We start from the raw sequence: 21,162 nt of genomic DNA on the forward strand, positions 1-21,162 counted from the left end.
ATCAAATTATCAAACAGTGCCAGTGCCCAGTGCCAGTGCCCTTTCGACTTTTACAGACACCAATCCAACCTCTTCAGGAAAAATAAATGACAACGGAAGTACTTGGCCGCGCGTTGGCCAAACGAACTGCGGATCACCCGATCGAAGAAATTTTTCTCAAACGCTGGTCGCCGCGGGCAATGGATGGAAATCCAATCGACGACAATCAGCTCATGTCGCTGTTCGAAGCAGCACGTTGGGCGCCGTCGACCTACAACGAGCAGGAGTGGCGATTTCTTTACGCGAAACGCGACACCAAGCCCTGGACCACCTATCTGGATCTGCTCGTCGATGCGAATCAGAAATGGTGCAAGGACGCCGCGGCCCTGGTCGTCGTCTGTTCTTGCAAAGTCATGTCTCGCAACGGTAACCCGAATCCGGTCCACCAGTTTGACTCTGGTGCGGCATTCGAAAATCTCTGCCTCCAGGGAGCCGCGACGGGACTGGTCGTGCACGGCATGTCCGGATTCGATGCCGATGCGGCACGTGAGAAACTTGGCGTTCCCGACAACTATTCGATCAACGCAATGATTGCGATCGGAAACCCGGCTCCCGCTGATTCGCTACCGGAGGATCTACAGGAGATGGAAAAACCGTCCAGTCGCAAGCCATTGAGCGAAATCATCTGCGAAGGTCCATTCGTCTTCCGACAGTACAGCAAGTAGCTAACCCAACCATCAACCCGTTTTCAACGAAAGCAATTCCATGAACGACGAACAGAAGAAACTCACAGAGATCCTCGACAACTTCGAGAACGCGATGCTGATCACGATGGGCGACGGTAAACTTGACAACCAGCCTAATGGCCGGCCGATGCGGGTTGCTGAGGTTGATGATGACGGCACGGTCTGGTTTGTGACCGGCCGGGAATCGAGCAAGGTCGATGAAATTGCATCGAACTCGACTGTTTGCATCACTCTCCAGAGTGGGAGTCAATTCGTCTCGATGACCGGGTCTGCTGCAGAGGTGGATGATCGCGGTAAAATCGACGAACTCTGGAGCGAGCCGTGGAAAGTCTGGTTTCCGGAGGGAAAAAGCGATCCGTCGATCCTGCTGCTCAAAGTCACGCCAAAATTCGGTGAGTTTTGGGACATGGGCGGACTGAAGAGATTTCGTTACATTTATGAAGCAGGGCAAGCTTGGTTTAAAGGCGAGCAAATCGACACCGATGCCATTGATGGCATGAATGAGAAAGTCGAATTCTAGATCGTCCGCAGCCAGATCGCCCTCAGCGTGTTTACACGTGAATAACCAACCTGGAAAAACGATAACGAGGAGTACTCTTGATGGGTGATGGAAGTCAATCTGGCAAATGCCCGATGTCTGTCGACATGAGCAATGGCGGACACGATACGACGACAAAAGTAACAGGACGAGCCGCAACACAAGGCGCTTGCCCTTTTCGTGGCAGCCGGATTGGCGGAGCGATCGGATCGGAACCGCAGCTTGATACCTGGTGGCCCAATCGGCTGAAAGTCGAACTGCTGCACCAAAATCCGATCCAAGCCGACCCGCTTCGTGACCAGAACTACGCTGAAGAGTTTTCGAACATCGACTACGACGCTCTTAAAGCTGACATTCGCGAGTTCCTCACGACGTCCGTTGACTGGTGGCCGTCCGACTATCACAACTACGGCCCGCAAATGGTCCGTATGGCATGGCACTCTGCCGGAACCTATCGGATTGCTGATGGTCGCGGCGGTGCGGGTCAGGCGATGCAGCGTTTCGCGCCGATCAACTCCTGGTGGGACAACGGCAACATCGACAAGTCACGTCGGCTGCTTTGGCCGATTAAGCAAAAGTTCGGAACGGCGTTGAGCTGGGCTGACTTGATCATCCTCACCGGCAATGTCGCGCTGGAAATTATGGGCTTCAAGACCTTCGGTTTCGCCGGAGGGCGAATCGACGCTTGGGAATCCGATCGTGCAACTTACTGGGGACCGGAGACTTGGCAAGGCGATGAAAAAGTCGGTCATCCTGGCGAGATGGTCAACCTCAACAAGCGTTGGGAAGGCGGACCCAAGGAAGAACATTGGGACCTCGAGAACCCTCTTGGAGCAACACACCAAGCTTTGATTTACGTCAACCCGGAAGGTCCTGGCGGCAGCGGTGATCCCGTCGATAGTGCCCGCGAGATCCGAGAAAGCTTTGCCCGAATGGCGATGAACGACGAAGAAACCGTGGCGTTGATCGCCGGCGGTCACGCGTTCGGAAAATCTCACGGCAAGGTCGACGCGAACAAAATCGGTCCAGCTCCGGAAGGTGCTCCGATGCAAGCCATGGGCATGGGCTGGCAGAATCCGGAAGGCACCGGATTCGCTCAATACACGATGACCAACGGCATCGAAGGCTCTTGGACACCGAATCCAACGCAGTGGGATAACGACTATTTGACGAACCTGTTCAAGTACGAGTGGGAGCCCAAAAAGAGCCCGGCTGGAGCCCTTCAATGGACGCCTGTCGATTCGGACGCGCCGAAAACTCCTGATGCACACATCGAAGGCAAATTTGAGCCGCTGATGATGATGACTTCGGATTTGGCTTTGAAGACCGATCCGGCTTACAAAGCGATCTGCGAAAAATTCCTCGAGGATTTTGATTACTTTGCAGACGCGTTTGCCCGAGCCTGGTACAAGCTGACGCATCGCGACATGGGTCCAGTTGATCGCTATGTCGGTCCCGAAGTCCCGAAGGAAGTTCTGCCGTGGCAAGATCCGTTGCCGCAACTTGATTATGAAACGGTTAACGACAGCGATGTCGCAGAGTTGAAAAAGAGCGTTCTCGATTCCGGGCTGTCCGTATCACAACTGGTTGCGGCAGCGTGGGCTTCCGCGTCGACGTATCGCGACAGTGACAAACGTGGCGGGGCAAATGGCGCTCGAGTCCGGCTTGCTCCTCAGAAAGATTGGGAAGTCAACAATCCGCAGTTGCTGGCCGAGACACTGCAAGGACTGGAGAAGATTCAGTCGCAATTCAATGACGCACAATCCGGTGACAAGAAGATCTCGATGGCTGACTTGATCGTACTGGCGGGTTGTGCCGCGGTCGAGAAAGCGGCCAAGGACGCTGGCGTTGAAACAACAGTTCCCTTCGTGCCCGGTCGCACCGACACGACGCAAGAATGGACTGATGGAGAGAGCTTTGAATGGCTCAAACCGGTCGTTGATGGTTTCCGAAATTACCGCAACGAAGAAGTTTCCTACAAGGTTGCGTCGGAGCATCTGTTCTTGGACAAGGCGCAGTTGCTGGCATTGACGGCTCCTGAGTGGACCGCGATTTCTGGTGGTTTGAAGGTGCTGAACATCAACTATGACGGTTCGCAGCATGGCCTGTTCACTGACAAGCCCGGCGTGCTGAGCAACGATTTCTTCAGCGTGCTTTCGTCAATGGAGTACGAGTGGAAGCCGCAGGACGCCCACGAGCTGATGTTCGACATCAACGATCGGCAATCCGGCGAGACCAAGTTTACGGCGACTCGATGTGATCTCGTGTTCGGCTCCAACTCCCAGCTTCGCCAAGTCGTAGAGGTCTACGCTGGTAGCGACGGACATCCGCGATTCGTACGCGATTTCGTGAGAGCTTGGCACAAGGTGATGATGTTGGATCGATTCGACGTTCCGGAAGCCCGGGCTGAAGCGATGGCGGCAAGCTGGTCGACAGCGGCTGTCTAAGCCTCACTGGGATGGCGAACCTTGTTCGTCCAACTCCAACTGATCTATTCCATTCGCCGCGGCATCACTGCCGCGGCGTTTTTTATGCCGTGGCATATCGATCGGACGGATTGCTGTCGGCGTGGTCGCAATGCGATCACGACGCGCTGATCTTTTCAAGTTGAGCCACCGCGGGTCTTTCGGTTCCGGGTCTGGCACGCCGATTGCTTGGATTGCTTTCCGTCTTCGGTAGATCAGATCCATCAACTTTCCGGAGCAATCACAATCGATCAATTGAGGAATTCAACATGGCCAAGGGCTACAACACCGGAACAGACGTGAAATGGAAATGGGGCGATGGCTGGGGTCACGGAACGGTCGACGAACGATTCACGGAAAAGGTCACGCGCACGATTGAAGGAAACGAAGTAACTCGCGAGGCCAGCAGCGACGAACCGGCCTACCTGATCAAGCAGGATGACGGCGGACGCGTTCTGAAAGGACATTCCGAGGTTCAGAAAGACTCGTAAATGCGATTTATCGAACCAAACAGGATGCCTGCATGGCCGGCTGAAGAAATCTTTGAAAGGAATCCGTTATCCCGACGTCCTAGGCAGTACGCCAGAAACAACACGCGTTCTGGCGACACGAAAAACCTCGCTTTTACTGGAGGTTTTCTAAATTTCAACAGGCGTGAACGCAAAAAGGACACGGGTTATGAATTCTGTATCGGTTAACAAAACGACGCTTCAATGGTCTCTGCTGCTGCTTCGACTGGGCGTATTTTTGGTATTCGCCATGTGGACGTTGGACAAATTCATTAACCCGGGCCATGCCGCGGTCGTTTTTGAAAAGTACTACAAAATTCCCGGGATGAGTTCGGCATTTACCTATGCCGTGGGTGGTGTGCAAGTCGCCATCATCCTGCTGTTTGCGTCGGGAACATTTCGCACGTGGTCCTATGCCGCCGTCACCATACTCCATGCCGTCTCGACGTTTAGCGCGTACAACCAGTACCTCGACCCGTGGACGAAACCAAATTTATTGTTCTTTGCAGCATTCCCGATGTTGGCGGCCTGCCTCGCACTGTGGTTGCTACGAGAACACGACAACATGCTTTCGATCGATGCGATGCGAAATCCATCGGTTGAACCGCGACTGTCAACTCAAGACACAATCACAGCCTAGGGCCATTCATCGACCCGGCAAATCTGGTCGTCAGTTCGGCGACATCATTCCTCCCTTATCCAATCTGGAACGGATCAGACCAACATGAGCATCAAAGCCTACGCAGCCCTCGAACAGGGTAAAGAACTCGAAGCCTTCGAATATGAAGCAGGAGATTTGCGCTACGACGAAGTCGAAATCAAAGTCGAGTACTGTGGCATCTGCCATAGCGACTTGAGCATGTTGAAAAACGATTGGGGGATGACCCAGTATCCGCTCGTACCGGGCCACGAAGTCGTCGGCACGGTTTCCGAAGTCGGCGAACATGTGACTCATCTGAAAGTCGGACAACGTGTCGGTCTCGGTTGGAAATGTCGCTCCTGCATGACCTGCGACCAGTGTCTTTCTGGAAAGCACAATCGTTGCCAAGGTGTGGACATGGGTCATGCCGACACGATCGTCGGTCGGCACGGCGGATTCGCGGACAAGGTTCGCTGTCAAAGTGCATGGGCGATTCCGTTGCCCGAATCAGTCGCTGCCGCTTCTGCGGGACCGCTGCTGTGCGGTGGCATCACGGTCTTCAACCCGTTTCTGCTCAACGAAGTCAAACCTACGCATCGCGTTGGTGTCGTGGGCATCGGAGGCTTGGGTCACATGGCGGTTACGTTTGCCAACAAGTGGGGCTGTGAGGTAACTGCCTTTTCCACCAGCCCGGACAAAGAGTCAGAAGTCCGCAAACTGGGAGCACATCACTTCATTAACTCGAAGGATGAATCAGCACTCGAAAATGCCGCGAACTCTTTCGACATGCTGCTCGTCACCGTCAACGTTTCGCTCAACTGGGACGCTCATGTGAAAATGCTTCGTCCTGGCGGCAAGCTGCATATCGTGGGTGCCGTTCCCAGCGTCGAAGCCGAGTGGTTCCCGTTTATCATGGGAGCAAAATCGATAGGTGGATCGCCAATCGGTAGTCCGGTTTCACAACGGGAAATGGTAGAATTTTGCGGGCGGCACGAGATCGCGCCGACCGTTGAAGAGTTCCCGATGTCCCAGGTCAACGAAGCGATGGACAAGCTCGAAAATGGCTCGCCGCACTTTCGTCTGGTCCTGAAGAATGACTTTTAAGCTCAAGAGCTCTCCGCCGAAGTCACTCCTGTCCCACAATCAAACTCCGAATCTCGAAAGCCGTTCGAATGTCAACCGCGACCCAATCACAATCTCAAACACAGATTCAGAACCCCGCCCTGTTCAAGTCGATCAAAGTTGGAGACCTGACGTTTCCAAACCGCATCTTTGTGGCGCCTTTGACCCGAGCCCGTTCGGACCATGATCAGCGGACTCAAACGCCACTTCACGCGCTCTATTATGCTCAACGAGCGAGCTCTGGATTGATCGTTAGCGAGGCGACGCAGATTTCGCAGGAAGGCATCGGCTACGCGTGGACGCCGGGCATTCACACGGACGAACAAGTCGAAAGTTGGAAACTGGTCAACGACGCGATCCACAACGCCGGCGGACATATTTTCTGTCAGTTGTGGCACGTGGGTGCGATCTCCCATCCGGTTTTCCAGAGGGACAACGGTCAACCGGTGTCTTCAAGCGTCTGGACTCCGGAAGGCCAAGCTTTCGTAGGGTCTTACCATCCAGATGGACCACAGGTTCCGCACGAGGAAGCGCGGGCTTTGAAGATGGACGAAATTCCGCGGATTCTCGATGACTATCGACACGCAGCGAAACAGGCAAAGGCTGCGGGCTTCGACGGAATCGAACTGCACGCTGCCAACGGTTACCTGATCGACCAGTTCCTCCGCGACTCGGTCAACCAGCGCGACGACCAATACGGTGGCTCGATCGAGAACCGCGTTCGCTTGCTAACGGAAGTCGTGGATGCACTTTGCGAAGTCCTCCCTGCGAATCGCGTTGGCGTTCGACTGACGCCGATCGGCGGACCCGGCAACAGCAGCGATAGCGATCCAATGGCGTTGTACACCGCGGCCGCGAAGGCGATCTCTGGGAAGGGACTTGCGTACTTGCACGTCGTCCGAGCCAACGGTCATACGGGGTCGGATTCGGCAGAGCTAAGCGAACAAGTCGTAAAGGCGATGCGAAAATCGTTTGACGGAACGTTTATCGCCAACGGCGGATTCACGGCTGAGGAAGCTAACGAGTGGATCGAAAATGGAGACGCGGACGCCGTCGCATTCGGACGCCTCTTCATCTCGAACCCGGACCTCCCAGAACGGTTTGCATCCGGTGCGGAACTGAACGAACCTGACCAGAACACGTTCTACGGTGGTGGCGCAGAAGGTTACGTTGACTATCCGTCGCTCAAAAAGACAAACGACGCGATGTGATTCGTTGATCGGGCAGCGGACGCCAATTGACTCTCCGCGAACGGTCGATGCACTGGGCATCACGGCATACGCTATTCAAGGCGAGGGTTGGACGAAACTTGATGTTTTTATCCGGCTTTTTTCGGGCGGCGAGCACTCTGTCCGCCAAAATTGTAGGCTGCAATCCGGAGCTTGGAGCAGTCGCGGCCACGCTGATGCTCAAACCGCCAGATTCTCGGTCGGCACCGCGCGGGACGAACAGGTTTCTTTCCGTTTATGCCATTTGCAGGAGTTTTTCGCTAAAGAATTCGTCCGCGAAAGTTTGGCATGCCAATTGCTTATCGTGATTGTGAAACAAATTTTAAACGCATTTTCATAGTGCAATTACTCCCCACAATCAGCGAGCCAATCATGTCTACAACCACTGCAAAACCGATCGCACAGAACTCTTTCAGCTCGCGCGAACGCAACGCGATCCAGAACCGAATCGCGGAAATCAGAAGCAGCTGGAATCAGCAGACTCGTCAGTTCCGCGCAGAACAGGCGTCGACGATCCAGTCATTGCTGGGGCACATGTTCCCAGGCACCGCAGCACAAACCGCTGGCTCTGGTCGAGCACGAGTAGGCTAGAGCAAAGTCGCTGCGACGTTTGTCTGCAACATTACTCTCCTCGAGATCCGCGCCAGCAACCCGGGTTTTGCGCCTAGGCACCATCGGCGGGAAACCACGGAAAGAATGCGTTGGTTTCGCGTTTGTACTGAGCGTATTTGGGACGTCGATCTTCGATGTCGCTTTCGAGCATCGAGACGCCGGAGACTTTTAGTAGCAGGAACGACATCAGCAGCGGGCTTCCGATCGTCCACCACGATTGTGCCGTAGCAGCCAGCAGGAACAGACCCCACCAGATACAAAAATCGCCGAAGTAGTTTGGATGCCGCGTGTATCTCCATAGACCACGATCCATGACTTCGCCTTCTGTATCCGGACGCGCCTTGAAGCGAGCCATCTGGAAATCACCAACTGACTCGAAGAAGAAACCGACGCACCAAACCGCGAACCCGAGCCATCCGAAGAACCCGATTCCCAGCTTACCCGCGTGGAACATTCCTGACTGCACGACCAGCGAGATGAACCACATCAACAACCCCTGCAGTAAGAAGACGGTAAAGAAGCTGACCCACCAAAAACGACCGCCATGCTTGTCACGCATTTCTTGGTAGCGTTTGTCTTCGCCCTTTCCATAGTTTCGCCACAGAAGATAGCCAGACAATCGCAGTCCCCACAGCGTCGTCAGAGCCAACAGCATTATCGCCCGCAGATCGCTCGCCCCAGTCTGAAACGCGGTCGCCCATGCAACAATTACGAATCCAAGCCCCCAACATAGGTCGACGATCGAAGCGTCCTTGACCCGGATGCTGACTAGCCACAGCAAACTCATCGCGGCAATAATCAAACCAAGGTTAGTTAGAATCAGTTGAGTAAAATGCATGTTTAAAATCGCTGAATATTCGGAATAGTTTGTGGATTGTATCTGTGTTGGTGGATGCAACGTTACCGAAGGACGTAGTGGTCTATCGCTCTGCCGTTCAAATTTGGTCAGTACACTCCGGTGGCTTTCCTAAGTGAAATCCAGCATCGGCAGGAGCTTTTTAAAGCGAACTTCATCGATGCCAAGCTCTGCAACTTCTTCGTTGGAAAGCTTGGCGACCATCCCCGGAAGCTCGCCTGACTCACCCGCCGTCAAGATCCCGGGATGAATGTAGCTCTCACGGCAAACGGCAACGGTGTTTCCAAGCTCCGCCGCCGCACATTTTACCGCATCGCGACACGCAGCAGCTCGCTCGCGCTTCGTAGCGTTCTTGTCAAGCTCGACAAGCGAAGCCAGTGCTGTGGTACTACCCCACCAGGTCCGAAAATCCTTTGCCGTTATTTGTTCGCCGCTGATTTGCTGGAGATACTCGTTGACGTCATTCGATGCAACACGCTGGGGCTCGCCCTGCTCATTGAGATAGGTGAACAGAAACTGACCGCCGACCTCCTCGCATTGTCGAATGACCTTGGCGATCTTCCGGTCCGAGAAACTGGCTTCTCGACGCTGTCCGCTCTTGCCCGGAAAATCCAAGCTGACGTGATAGCCGTCGAGTTCAACATCGTTCGAACGCAGAGTAGTTGCCCCTCGCGCTGCGACCGACGCGTCGTTGCCGATTCGAAGACTGGCTTTGTCCAGCAGCCGTGTCACTGCCGCCATGATTCGCTCGCAAGGCAAGCCCTTGCGACGTAGATCTTTTCGCACTCGGCGACGTAAACGAGGAAGCACTTCAGCAAACCGAGCCATTCGATCAAACTTGGTCGCCGCACTAATGGTCGACCATTGATCGTGGTAAATGTATTGTAGTCGGCCGGCTTCATCGCGACCTCGGGCCTGCACATGTCCTGCCGAATCCGGACAAATCCAAACGTCCTCCCATGCCGGCGGAATCGCAAGTGAGTCGATTCGGCGGCGAGTTTGCTTGCTGGTCAATGTCTGTCCATTGAGTCCCAGATAGCTGAATCCACGTCCGCACTTGCGACGCTGATATCCCTTATCAAAATCGTTAACGAATATAAGTCCGGCTTTTGCAGCCCGACGCCTCGATTTTTGTTCTCGTGTAGCAGTCCCCGACATCAAGTTAACTTTCGTTTGGAACTTGCAAGCGTTTGACCAGCTTTCGAGTTACGAACCGCGGAACCAGCCGTGTCATGAATGCGCCAAACCGGTTCTTAAGGCCCGGAATAACAATGGCTCGGTTGTTCTTCAGTCCTTCAAAACCGGCTTGAGCGACGGCTTCGACACCCATCGCATTGGACTTGAATATAGCACTGTCTCCCATCCCGGAATCTGCTCCAAAACCTGTTTCCGTCGGCCCGGGACAAAGGCAAGTGACGCTGATGTCGCGTTCCAAAAGCTCTTCATGCAAGGCTTCTGAGAAAGAGAGAACGAACGCCTTGGTCGCATAGTAAACCGCCATGTTAGGCCCGGGCTGGAAAGCCGCCGTGGAGCCGACATTCAAAATCCCGCCCGACTTTCGTTTGATCATTTCAGGCACGAGCAACCGCGTGAGGTGCACTAGGGTAAGCACATTCAATCGCACCATGTTGACTTGACGTTCGACGTCGATCTCGTGAAACCGACCCAGCTCTCCAAAACCGGCATTGTTGACCAGAATGTCGACCACCAGTTTCCGAGATGCAAGTTCATCGGCAAGTTTCGTGGCAGCGTCCGCTTCTGCGAGGTCGGCAACGATAACTTCCACGTGCACGCTGTGAGTTTCAACCAGTTCCTTTCGCAGCGATTCAAGTTTGTCGCCGCTTCTTGCAGTGAGAATCAGCGGGTGGCCGGCAGCTGCAAACAGCTTCGCCAACTCCAGTCCGATTCCGGAAGAGGCTCCGGTTACGAGTGCAGTTTTAGACATCATATTCACCTGATTCTTTTGTGTTGAGAATACTGTCGCGGGCGAACTTCAGATCGTCCACGAGTTGTTGAAATTTCTGTGATTTGGAATCGGCATCGTACGAACGAAGAATTGCCGAAGGATGCCACGTTGCGATTGTCCGCTGGCTATGGTCAGTCTCGATCCAACGACCACGCGTGTCGCCAAGCTTTCGGCCCGGCCCCATGATGGCGTTCATCGCCGTTGCGCCGAGGCATACGAGAATGTCCGCATTCTTCAGGCAACTCCACTCTGCGTCAAACCAAGGTCGGCAGGCTCGAATCTCTCGCGAGTTTGGCTTTTGGTGCAATCGTCGCTTGCCGCCTTGACCCGCCGAAGAAACTTTGAACTTGAAGTGCTTCACCACGTTCGTCAAGTAAAGTTCGCCGCGAACCAAGCCAGCTTTCTCTATCGCCTCATTGAGAACTTGCCCGGCAGGGCCGATAAAAGGTTGGCCCGCGAGGTCTTCGCGATCGCCAGGCTGTTCGCCCAGCAGTACGATTCGAGCGTCCGCAGGACCGCTGCCGAAAACCGTCTGCGTTGCAGCGCAATGCAAGTCACAAGCCTTACAGTTGGCAGCAGCTTTTTGCAGAACAGGCAAGGACAACGAGTCCAAGGTCGGAAGGAAATCGATCGCCGTTTGATCGAAGCCCTCGTACTGTTCGATCATCTTCTCCACGCGCCGCGGCGCGTCAGCGAGCAACTCGTCGATGATCTGGGCCTCGGGAAGATTCTTCCAATAGCGAACCGGCATCTCGCTCTTCATCATTTTGATTTTGACTCGTGCCGGATTGAAGATATTTGCGTAGTACGTTTTCCACAAATCTTCCAACTGGTCCGAACCAGGAGCATCGCTGCGCGTGACACCGCCGCCATAAGTGAGATTGCTCTGGTCCCACGTCATCGATTCGTCCGGAGTCAAAATCGTCCAGTTCATGCCAGCGAACCGACGCGAGAAAAACGGTGCGACTTTTCGTACGATCCGATGATCCGGTTGATGCCAGGCAATGAAATGCTCGACGCCGTCCTGAATGACTTTGCGGAACCGTACAAAGGCCTTCATTTTGTGCGCGTCGCGTCGCACCTGTTTTTCCATCCGAGTCAGCTGAATAACGTCATCGTCGGTTTCAATGTCCAGCAGTTGTGGCTGTTCGTGTCGGATCCGCCACAAAACTCTATACAGCACGTTCCAACGCCTCGCGTCGCGGTGATAGCCGACGCTTTCAGCCAACAAAAGAAACGCTCGCGGCACACGGAAATCAATCTTCCCGGGTAACGAGTCAACCCTTGATGTCTCGCAAAACAGTGACTGCTGACCGTCGTCTTCAACCAGTTGCAACTCGGCAGGCGAAGCGTTTCCCGCGATCAAACCACGGGCGATGTGACGCCATTGTTCGTAGCTTTTGATTCGAATCGTTCGCATTTTTGAGTGCTGAATAGATAGCTTTTGTTGGCAAATGGCGGCAGGTGATTGAGTCTCCTCGAATTTGAGCAGGAAGCTAAAGTTCGCCCTTGAGGGCCGCGTCAAACGTCTCAAAAAGCGTCAACTGCCTCTCTTTCGGTGCAATCAACTGTTTCAAGTCCGACCGATCGAGATTTGCCAACGCCGGGTTGTGGTCGACGGTAATGACAAACGATTTGGCTCGCTTCCACGCGACTCGAAGTTTCTTCAGATCATCCGTTCGCAATTTTTTATGCCGACGGATGGAAAGGATCCGTTTCACGTTTCGAGCGCCAATTCCCGGAATGCGCAGAAGCTGTTCACGGCTGGCAGTGTTCACGTCAACGGGAAAATAGTCGCGTTGTTGCAACGCCCACGCCAGCTTTGGATCGATTTCAAGATCCAGATTTCGGTCTTCGCGAACGACGATCTCGTTCACGTCAAAGCCATAGAATCGCAGCAGCCAATCTGCCTGATACAGCCGATGCTCGCGAATGAGAGGTGGACTCTTTCCCGGCAACAATGCGTCGGCGTGCGGGATTGGACTGTAGGCCGAATAGTAAACGCGCCGCAATCGCTGACCGGTGTACAACTCGTCCGCAGTTTTCAGAATCTCGTCGTCAGGAGTCTCAGTTGCACCAACAATCATCTGAGTACTTTGGCCAGCAGGAGCAAACTTCGGCGGCTTCATGCCCGACTTCCGATCTTCCTTCGTCTCGTCAATCTTCTCCTTGATACCCGACATCGCGGTCACGATCTGAGGCTTCTTTTTCTCAGGCGCCAACTGCTTCAAATCCAGTTCGGTGGGCAACTCGATATTGACGCTCAAACGATCCGCCCACAAGCCGGCTTCGGTAATCAGCTCTTCGGCGGCGCCGGGAATCGTTTTCAAATGAATGTAGCCGCCAAAGCGATGATCGGTTCGCAGTGTTTTCGCGACGAGAGTCAACTGCTCCATTGTGTAGTCAGAATTCTGGATGATGCCGCTACTCAGGAACAAACCTTCGATGTAGTTCCGCTTGTAAAACTCCATCGTCAAATCAACGACTTCACTGACCGAGAAACGAGCTCGTGGCGTGTCACTGGTCACGCGATTGACGCAGTACTGACAGTCGTAAATGCAATAGTTGGTTAGAAGTATCTTCAAGAGCGAAACACAACGGCCATCCGGCGTGTAGCTGTGACAGATGCCCATCCCTTCGGTGCTTCCGATCTTGCTTCCTTTGCGAGTGGACTTTGAGCCGCTGCTCGCGCATGACGCATCGTACTTCGCCGCATCGGCAAGTATGGCAAGCTTTCTGTCGACACTCCGTTGTTCTTTCACCGCTCTGTCTCAACCAAAACATTGAATCTAATTTGAGTTAACCGCTGAAAACGCTCAACTGTAACCGTATCCGCCGCTCCCATGTACGCAGCAGTCAGCCGATTGTGCGACATAAAAAAACAGCGGGGAATTTGATTCCCCGCTGATCATGCTGGCCGGTCATGAACCAGATTCTGTTGGATAATATCGTTCCTGACACAAAATACGAGCGGCCGGAAATTCCAGGTTCTTACTCGCAAACATCGGCCTGGTTCGAAGTTTGAGCGACAGAAGTGCGTCTAGTTCTGATCATTTGGAGTGTTTCCAAAGAACCCTGTCGTGGCGATGTCCAAGTCACCATTGACGTCGGTGAAGATTCCTCCGCCTTCGACGGTGGCTTCATTGTTAGCAAAGAAAGAATCTCGCACAGTCGCCATCGAGTCGTTGGCGAACCCGCCACCGCTGAGTGCAGAGTTATATCCGACCGCAGTGCTATCGATTCGAGTCGTGCTGCCGGCGATGGCTTTGACTCCTCCACCATTGCCAGTAGTGTTATTGTTAACAACCGTAGACCCCATCACGTTCAGCGTACCACCATTGCTGAACAGACCGCCACCGCCGCCGAGGCCAGCTGTGTTGTATCCGACCGTCGTTCCGTTGCGAACCGCCAACGTGCTGCCGGATTGAATCCAAAGGCCTCCGCCCTCGTTGCCAGCCACATTGTCATTGACGATCGAACCGTCGATTCCAACATAGGTGCCGCTCATGCCTGAAACGTGAAGGCCTCCACCGTTACCCGGTGCGGCGGTTCCTTCCGGTCCAGCAACATTGCCGCTGCCGGCTCCTCCAAGGATCGAGTCAAACATCAGGAATGTGCCGTCGATCAGCTCAACGCCACCACCGGCGCGGTTCGCGATGTTCGCAGAAATTGTTGAATCTTCTACCGTGACCAAACCGTCGGTTGAAAAGATTCCACCTCCGCTTCCACTGGCTCCGGTGGCACTATTATTGACGATGGTTGCGTCCTTGATCGACAGTCGGCCTCCGTTGTTGAACAGTCCGCCACCGCCATTATCAGCCCCCGCACCCAAAGCGACGTTGTCTTCGATCACCGTCCCACCATCGACAGTCATCGTGCTTCCTGACTGATTCCACAGCCCACCGCCTTCACTGGCCGCAACATTGTTCGCGACGGTTCCGCCGTTGATGATCGTCAAAGTTTCACTGGCCCCGCTCACATGCAGACCACCACCGTTCCCCGGAGCAGCGGTTCCAGCTGGTCCCGCAATGTTGCCATCGGCTTCAGCTGTGCCGCCAAGCATCGTGTCCAACAGCACGACACGGCCGTCGATCACTTCGATGCCTCCACCAGCTCGGTTGGCTGAGTTCGCGGAAATCGTCGATTCATTGGCGTAGAAAATTCCGTCGGTAGAAAAAACTCCTCCGCCACTACCCGATGTGCCGCTGGCGATGTTGCCGCTGATGTCAGTGGCTCGGACTCGCGTCGTACCGCCGTTATTAAAGATACCACCGCCACCGTCGTCCGCTGAGTCTCCGCCGGCTTCATTATTGACAATGCTCGAGCCACGAACGAATAGCGAACTGCCGGACTGATTCCACAAACCGCCGCCTTCGCGGGCCGCGAAGTTACCGGCAATCGTCGAGTCAACAAACGAAGAATTCGTTCCGTCGGTTCCCGATACGTGGAGGGCTCCGCCGTTGCCCGGATTGGCTGATCCGTCGAGTACTCCGGCGATATTACTGTTGAGCGTCGATGCGCCTACGTAGAGATCGCCGTCGATTATTTCGATGCCTCCACCAGCGCGGTTGGCAATGTTCGAAATGATGGTCGTGTCAATAATCGAAAGCAAGCCGTCGGTCGAAAGGAATCCGCCGCCACTACCCGAAGTGCCGTTGGCGATATTGCCTTCAACAACCGAACCGCGGACTCGCGTCGTGCCGCCGTTATTGAAGATGCCTCCTCCGCCCGTATCGGCGTCGGCTCCCATGGCAATATTGTTGGAGACCGTTGAGTCTTTCACCAGCATCGAACTTCCGGACTGATTCCAAAGGCCACCGCCTTCGCTCGCGGCAACGTTATTGAGGACTGAAGAGTTCAGTACCACGACAGAAGTGTTCATCGACCCGGTAACATGCAATGCTCCTCCGTTACCCGGTGCCGCCGTGCCTGCCGGACCAGCAATGTTGCCGTCAGCGAGCGTATCACCACCGAGAGTCGACTCGTTGATCGAAATTGAACCATCGACGATTTCGATCGCCCCGCCGGCTCGGTTGGCTACGTTCGCCATAAAGTTCGCATTGGTAATTGCGACGTCGCCTGAATTAACAAGCAACGCACCGCCGCTTCCAGATGCGCCGCTGGCGATGTTCTGATCGAACGTTGAGTTCAAGATTGCAACAGAATTCGCAGTGCTGACGATGGCCCCGCCGCCGGCCCCCATTGCAACGTTCGCGGTAAAGTTGAGCTCATTGAGCGTCGTCGATCCCGCTCCGGTGATCGAGATAGCGCCGCCTTCACCGACCGTCATTCCGCCGGTGATATTAAATCCTCGGAGCACAACCTGTTCGGTGCTGTCGATGGAAAATGCCCGGTCGAGTCCACCAGCGTTGATGGTTACGTTTCGATCGCCGCCGAAGATTCGCAGGTCATCCGAGATGGCGAATTCGCCGTTGGAGAGAACAATGGTTTGGTCGGCAAGTGAGCTGTCGAATTCGATTCGGTCACCGTCGAGGTCACCCGCAGCGGCGTCGCCAAAGGCAGCGTTGGTTTCCGCAGCAATGACGGCTTCGCGGAGCGTAAGGTTGCCATCGGGCACACCGCTGACATCGTCGATGATCGAGTTGACGACGAATGTCGCCAACAGGTTTCGGTGCTCAAGCCCTTCGTAGGCAAGTCGCTTGTTGGCAGAGCGGTTTCGTGAAACGGAAGTTTTGGAAGCTGACGATTTAAGTTTCTTCATTGGATACATTTTCTCTTCTTTGAAGTACGGATACGTTCTGGAGGCAAGATCGGCGAATGTCGTCGTACCGCAGACGTTCACAACGCAACGCAACTGCTGTTCCCGAACTTGGCGGATTGGCGTGGGAATGAGACTTCACGTGCGTTTCGTCGGCCGAGAAAATTTGGCCTGATCAGAAAGAAATCATCGGCACCGATTTAGTGGTCACAAGGCTTCCGCGCTGAGCGACAAGTGCGCGATCACACCGGTTTTTTCAATGTGAGAAAGTTCCCGGTCGACGCAAAAAAGTGTGTCACAGATCGAAGCGCGGTGCGTTGCGTGACATCTGCGCGGTCGGCGAATTGTTCTCGCGTGCGATCGGGGCCAAGCCCGACATGAACGCGCTAGTTGAAGTTCAGTCTCACAATCGCAAGATTCAGAATCAGCGCGAACGAGGACCATGCGAGGTAGGGCAACAAGAGAAAGCCCGACGTCCGATTTTGTCTGAAGGAAAGCACGACCGTGGTCGCGATCGCAATCCACAAAACGCAAATTTCAACGAAGGCCCACATCGGCGAACGTAGCCCGAAAAAGATCACGGACCAACCAAGATTCAGCACCAGTTGAACGCCAAATGCGATCAAGAACCAGCGCTTCGCATCGCGGTCGGCAACATCACCACGCTTTCTCCAAATCAACCACGCGGCGACGGCCATCATCATGTAGAGAGCCGACCAAACTGGCCCGAACAGCCAGGACGGTGGATTGAAACTCGGCTTGTTCAAAGTCGGATACCAGGTGGTGACGCTGGAGCCCGTTGCGATTCCGCCCAACAACATGACCACTGCGACGATCGCGATCCATATGATCAACGACAAAATATCACGCTTGAGCGACCACGGCGTACCAACGTCGCCGACTGTGCCGTCCGACGACAGAAGATGAGGGTGGTTGTTCGTTTCAGACATGATTGGGGCTCTGTATTGAAATAATGGACGGCAAGCGCTGGCAAAGCCGGAGCGCCGACTCGGTGACTTCAGACCTGATCCGATCAGGCAATTAGGCGTTGGGGGGATTAACGACGGACAGGTTTGGGGGCGTGTCGACGTCGGAAGATGTCAACTCTCCATCAGCCATGCTCTCTTTTGCCCAGTCGACTTTTTTATGCTCGACCTCCATTTTGCCTGGCTGGCCGCCGGTCAGTGTACTAAACATTCCGGCCAGACTGTGCCCAAATGACTTGTTTTGATCCCAGTACTCAGCGTCCTCGACATCAATTTCAATGACAACCGTGTCTGGGTCCGGCGTCTTTGTACCGAACCAGGCAACACATCGATCCGTCCACAGAAGTTCAGCCTTCTTGCGATCGTCCGAGAGGTCCGCGGTGCCAATCAGCGAAGCGTACTTACCGGACTCGGGCTCCGAGATCGCGACATTCGCCTGTGGGTTCTCACGGAGATATCGCGTCACATCGTCGTCGCTACGAGCCAGAAAATATAGCGATCCGGTGAAGTTCTGATTCACGTTGAGCATCGGTCGGCTACGAATGACGTGGTCGCTCCCGCAAGTAACCAGCAGCGCGGTATCGTTGCTGACAATGAACTGCGTTAGCTTTGCAATAACTTCATCACGGTTCGGTTCTGTCGTTTCGTTGTTCTGAATTTTATCGTTCATCTCGTTCTTTCGTTGAATTAGATCCTGAATTGAATAGTAGCGATTGTCATTCGTTGCAAAGCTGTAGGTGTAAAAGCAGATTACGCAATTTGACTATTTGTCGAGGGCCGAATCATTCGCTGCGTCGTCAGTTGGTTCGTCGCGATTCTGTTTCCAACGCTTCATCTGAGAGTCAATCGACTCTGAAACGTCATCCCAGCTTTCCTCCGCCTTAATTTTTGTTTCCGCCCAAAGGTCACCCGAAGCTGCTTTCAGTTCGTCAAGTTGCTCCCGCATCTGTTCGACTTGAGTTTCAAGCCTTGCAATCTCGCCATTGAGTTCAACTTCTTCGTCGCCGGAAACGTTTTCCCGTTGTTCTTTAAGAGCCGCGACTTTCTGCTCAAGGGCTTCCACCTTGGATTCCATTTCCGATTCGAAAGTCTGCCGCTCTTTCATCGCAGCAAGCTTGGCTTCTTCCTTCTCAATTTTCTGGACTTGAGATTCAACATCTGCGTCGCTTATCTCTGTATCGCAACCAAGAGAAACGACCAGCAGAATGCCCATGACCAGCGAGAACATGATGTAGAGCAAAGGCGGTTGATTGTTCATCTGTGCGGTATGCATTTCTGTCTCCTGAGAAAGGTGAAGTTAGCATCTGTTACACGACGCACGTCGCGTGCCAAACATGGCGAAAGCCGGGAAGACGTCGGGTTTTACGGGATAGAATGCCCAGGCTGGTCGCCGCTCGTTCGCAATGAGGCTTCGCCGACCACGACGGATTCTGGAACTTTGGAGATGGATGCGACCTATTCAGGTAGTGTCGCGGCAACCAAACAGCATCACTCACTTCAACCAACCTTGCGATGTGTGGCACAAACGCCAATCAGGTTAGAATAGTGACATGTACAAAACTCTGATCACCCTGACTCTTGTTTCCCTTAGCCATCCCTTTGCGCACTCCGCTGCAATCGCGGAACAGCCTGAGCCCGAACACACGAATTTCGTTTTCTTCCTGGTGGACGATCTCGGTTGGGCAGACCTCGGCTGCTTCGGTAGCGAGTTCCACGAGACGCCCAATATCGATCGACTGGCATCGACGGGAATGAAGTTCACCAACGCGTATGCCGCCAGTCCGGTTTGTTCTCCGACGCGAGCCAGCATCATGACGGGCCGGCATCCTGTTCGCGTCGACATCACGGATTGGATTCCCGGTTCGCGGAGGCTACCCGAAAGCCATCCAAGGTTCGCGCACGTCGACGACCGTGACAATCTCGCAGTCAGCGAAGTGACCATCGCGGACGAATTGGGCTCTAACGGCTATCAAACTTTTTTTGCTGGCAAGTGGCATCTGGGGGACGAAGGGCATCTGCCAACGGATCAGGGTTTCGACATCAACCTGGGCGGAATTGACAAAGGATCTCCTCCGGGTGGCTATTACGCTCCATTCAAAAACCGAATGTTGCCCGATCGTGAAACCGATGAGTATCTGACAGAACGGCTGACCGATGAGTCGATTGAGTTCATGAAGTCCCGCCGCAAAGATCAACCGTTCCTGCTTTATCTTTCCTACTACAACGTGCATACTCCGATTCAACCCTATCGCAAACGCGTCGACCATTTTCGGGAAAAAGCGACATCTTCGTTCACCGAAAAATCGCCGCCGATTGCGGAACGTGATGGTCGATCAAGATCCCGCCAAGACAACCCCGAATACGCGTCGATGGTTGCCGCAGTCGACGTGAGTGTTGGCCAGATACTTGATTCGCTGGACGATCTTGGGTTGGCGGAAAACACTGTCGTTTGTTTCTTTTCCGACAACGGCGGATTGTGCACGTTGCGGAACAAGCGGGTTGGGCCGACTTGCAACGCACCGCTTCGCAGCGGAAAAGGCTGGCTGTATGAAGGCGGTATTCGTTGCCCGATGATCGTGCGGGCTCCAGGAGTAACCGCTGCGGATTCGGTTTGCGATACACCCGTTTCGAGCTGTGACTTCTTCCCGACGATGCTGGACCTTGCGAAATTGCCTGCCAAACCAGAACTGCATCGCGATGGAGTCAGCTTGATCGATTCGCTCAACGGAAAGTCAGCCGAACCGCACTCGACGCTCTACTGGCACTATCCGCACTATCACGGATCTGCCTGGACACCCGGCGCCGCGGTTCGGGACGGCGACTGGAAGCTGATCGAATTCTACGAGTACGACGAAGTGGAACTTTATGACTTGCGAAACGACATCGGCGAAGAGAACAATCTTGCCGCAAAGAATCCGGACCGAGTCAACGCACTGCGTACAAAGCTTCAGCAATGGCAAAAATCCATGGGCGCCCGGATGCCCGTCGAGCAAAAATAGCCATCGCTTCTACGCCCACCAGCCGCCGTTGACGTGGATCGTCTGGCCGGTGACGTAGGAGGAAAGGTCGCTACACAGGAACAATATCACGTCGGAGATTTCGCTGGGTTCGGCAAAGCGTGCCAGTGGGATCTGCGTCATCATGTACTTGCGATTCTCCTCGGGAATGGACTCACCCATCTCCGTGTTCACCACCCCTGGAGCCACCGCATTGACGCGGATATTTTTGCGAGCCAGCTCTTTGGAAAGCACTTTGGTAAACGTCATCACCCCGGCTTTGGCGGTCGCGTAGTTGGCTTGGCCAAAGAATCCGGTGACCGCCGAAAGCGATGAAACGTTGACGATCACGCCGTTTTCCGACAGAGATTCAACAGCGGCTTTGCAGGAATTGAAAACGCCCGTGAGATTGGTGTCGATAACCGCCTGCCAGTCTTCGTGGCTCATTTTCCTGAAGCTTTTGTCGCGCAGGATTCCTGCGTTGTTGACCAGGATATCCAGCGAGCCAAATTTTTCGACGGCTTTGGAGACCATGGCTTCAAGCTGATCCGGCTGGCGAACGTCCGCCGCGCAAGCCAACCCGCGATCGCCAAAATCGGCTACCGCTGCGTCAGCAAGCGCCCGGTTCTTCCCTTCGCCATCGTCGAAGTAGTTGATGACCAAATTGGCCCCGGCCGCATGCAATGTTTTAGCCGTCTCCAGCCCGATCCCTTGACTCGAACCGGTGACGATGGCTGTTTTTCCGCTAAGGTCGATTTGTCTCATGGTGGTCTCTTTGGGTCAAAACGTGGCTGTGGGT

19 protein-coding genes are annotated in these 21,162 nt (G+C 54.3%); 9 read left to right on the plus strand and 10 right to left on the minus strand.

The annotated features are described in order from the left end of the window. Positions 1-86 precede the first annotated feature (86 nt). From MFFC18_RS23090 to MFFC18_RS23130, 8 genes are all read left to right on the plus strand, one after another. Complete coding sequence (locus MFFC18_RS23090; RefSeq protein ID WP_075082783.1) at positions 87-704, plus strand: nitroreductase family protein; 618 nt, start codon at positions 87-89, stop codon at positions 702-704. 40 nt (positions 705-744) lie between these two features. After that, entirely contained in the window at positions 745-1,245 is a 501-nt protein-coding gene (locus MFFC18_RS23095; protein ID WP_075082782.1) for a pyridoxamine 5'-phosphate oxidase family protein, read from the plus strand. 80 nt (positions 1,246-1,325) lie between these two features. Further along, complete coding sequence (katG, locus tag MFFC18_RS23100; protein WP_202907502.1) at positions 1,326-3,710, plus strand: catalase/peroxidase HPI; 2,385 nt, start codon at positions 1,326-1,328, stop codon at positions 3,708-3,710. Positions 3,711-3,997: 287 nt separating this feature from the next. After that, complete coding sequence (locus tag MFFC18_RS23105; protein ID WP_075082780.1) at positions 3,998-4,219, plus strand: hypervirulence associated TUDOR domain-containing protein; 222 nt, start codon at positions 3,998-4,000, stop codon at positions 4,217-4,219. A gap of 187 nt (positions 4,220-4,406) precedes the next feature. Continuing rightward, positions 4,407-4,877 (plus strand): MauE/DoxX family redox-associated membrane protein, encoded by a 471-nt coding sequence (locus MFFC18_RS23110; protein ID WP_075082779.1) that lies wholly within the window; start codon positions 4,407-4,409, stop codon positions 4,875-4,877. Positions 4,878-4,961: 84 nt separating this feature from the next. Next, positions 4,962-5,981, plus strand: a complete 1,020-nt coding sequence (gene ahr, locus MFFC18_RS23115; RefSeq protein ID WP_075082778.1) for an NADPH-dependent aldehyde reductase Ahr — start codon at positions 4,962-4,964, stop codon at positions 5,979-5,981. A gap of 68 nt (positions 5,982-6,049) precedes the next feature. Next, a complete protein-coding gene (locus MFFC18_RS23120) occupies positions 6,050-7,210 on the plus strand; it encodes an alkene reductase (RefSeq protein ID WP_084416853.1) in 1,161 nt (386 codons plus the stop codon). Between the two features lie 390 nt (positions 7,211-7,600). Continuing rightward, complete coding sequence (locus MFFC18_RS23130; RefSeq protein ID WP_075082776.1) at positions 7,601-7,819, plus strand: hypothetical protein; 219 nt, start codon at positions 7,601-7,603, stop codon at positions 7,817-7,819. Between the two features lie 73 nt (positions 7,820-7,892). On the opposite strand, the gene MFFC18_RS23135 is transcribed toward MFFC18_RS23130, so the two are convergent. The 9 genes from MFFC18_RS23135 to MFFC18_RS23175 form a co-directional block, all read right to left on the minus strand. After that, positions 7,893-8,678: a DUF1295 domain-containing protein gene (locus MFFC18_RS23135; protein ID WP_075082775.1), complete on the minus strand. Its 786-nt coding sequence runs from the start codon at positions 8,676-8,678 to the stop codon at positions 7,893-7,895. Between the two features lie 129 nt (positions 8,679-8,807). Continuing rightward, the gene (locus tag MFFC18_RS23140; protein WP_075082774.1) at positions 8,808-9,854 is read right to left on the minus strand and encodes a DNA topoisomerase IB; all 1,047 of its coding nucleotides are present in this window, start codon (positions 9,852-9,854) and stop codon (positions 8,808-8,810) included. A 4-nt stretch (positions 9,855-9,858) separates the two neighbouring features. Continuing rightward, positions 9,859-10,641, minus strand: a complete 783-nt coding sequence (locus MFFC18_RS23145; protein ID WP_075082773.1) for an SDR family NAD(P)-dependent oxidoreductase — start codon at positions 10,639-10,641, stop codon at positions 9,859-9,861. Then, positions 10,634-12,082, minus strand: a complete 1,449-nt coding sequence (locus tag MFFC18_RS23150; RefSeq protein WP_075082772.1) for a UdgX family uracil-DNA binding protein — start codon at positions 12,080-12,082, stop codon at positions 10,634-10,636. The genes MFFC18_RS23145 and MFFC18_RS23150 overlap by 8 nt, the downstream gene beginning before the upstream one ends. 76 nt (positions 12,083-12,158) lie before the next feature. After that, on the minus strand, positions 12,159-13,424 hold the full coding sequence (locus tag MFFC18_RS23155; protein ID WP_075082771.1) for a putative DNA modification/repair radical SAM protein: 1,266 nt from the start codon (positions 13,422-13,424) through the stop codon (positions 12,159-12,161). Between the two features lie 278 nt (positions 13,425-13,702). Next, positions 13,703-16,384 (minus strand): beta strand repeat-containing protein, encoded by a 2,682-nt coding sequence (locus MFFC18_RS23160; RefSeq protein ID WP_148619074.1) that lies wholly within the window; start codon positions 16,382-16,384, stop codon positions 13,703-13,705. A 383-nt stretch (positions 16,385-16,767) separates the two neighbouring features. Further along, a complete protein-coding gene (locus MFFC18_RS23165) occupies positions 16,768-17,331 on the minus strand; it encodes a TspO/MBR family protein (protein ID WP_084416852.1) in 564 nt (187 codons plus the stop codon). Positions 17,332-17,422: 91 nt separating this feature from the next. Continuing rightward, on the minus strand, positions 17,423-18,037 hold the full coding sequence (locus tag MFFC18_RS23170) for a pyridoxamine 5'-phosphate oxidase family protein (RefSeq protein WP_075082769.1): 615 nt from the start codon (positions 18,035-18,037) through the stop codon (positions 17,423-17,425). A gap of 93 nt (positions 18,038-18,130) precedes the next feature. Beyond that, positions 18,131-18,640, minus strand: coding sequence for a sll1863 family stress response protein (locus MFFC18_RS23175; RefSeq protein ID WP_148619075.1), 510 nt, complete (start codon positions 18,638-18,640; stop codon positions 18,131-18,133). Between the two features lie 277 nt (positions 18,641-18,917). Here MFFC18_RS23175 and MFFC18_RS23180 point away from each other — a divergent pair, with 277 nt between their 5' ends. Beyond that, positions 18,918-20,366 carry a sulfatase gene (locus MFFC18_RS23180; protein WP_075082767.1) on the plus strand — a complete coding sequence of 483 codons (1,449 nt, stop codon included), beginning with the start codon at positions 18,918-18,920 and terminating at the stop codon, positions 20,364-20,366. Between the two features lie 9 nt (positions 20,367-20,375). On the opposite strand, the gene MFFC18_RS23185 is transcribed toward MFFC18_RS23180, so the two are convergent. Next, complete coding sequence (locus tag MFFC18_RS23185) at positions 20,376-21,128, minus strand: SDR family NAD(P)-dependent oxidoreductase (protein ID WP_084416851.1); 753 nt, start codon at positions 21,126-21,128, stop codon at positions 20,376-20,378. Between the last annotated feature and the right edge of the window lie 34 nt (positions 21,129-21,162).

It is taken from the genome of Mariniblastus fucicola (genome assembly GCF_008087665.1).
In the GTDB taxonomy this organism is placed as follows: Bacteria; Planctomycetota; Planctomycetia; order Pirellulales; family Pirellulaceae; genus Mariniblastus; species Mariniblastus fucicola.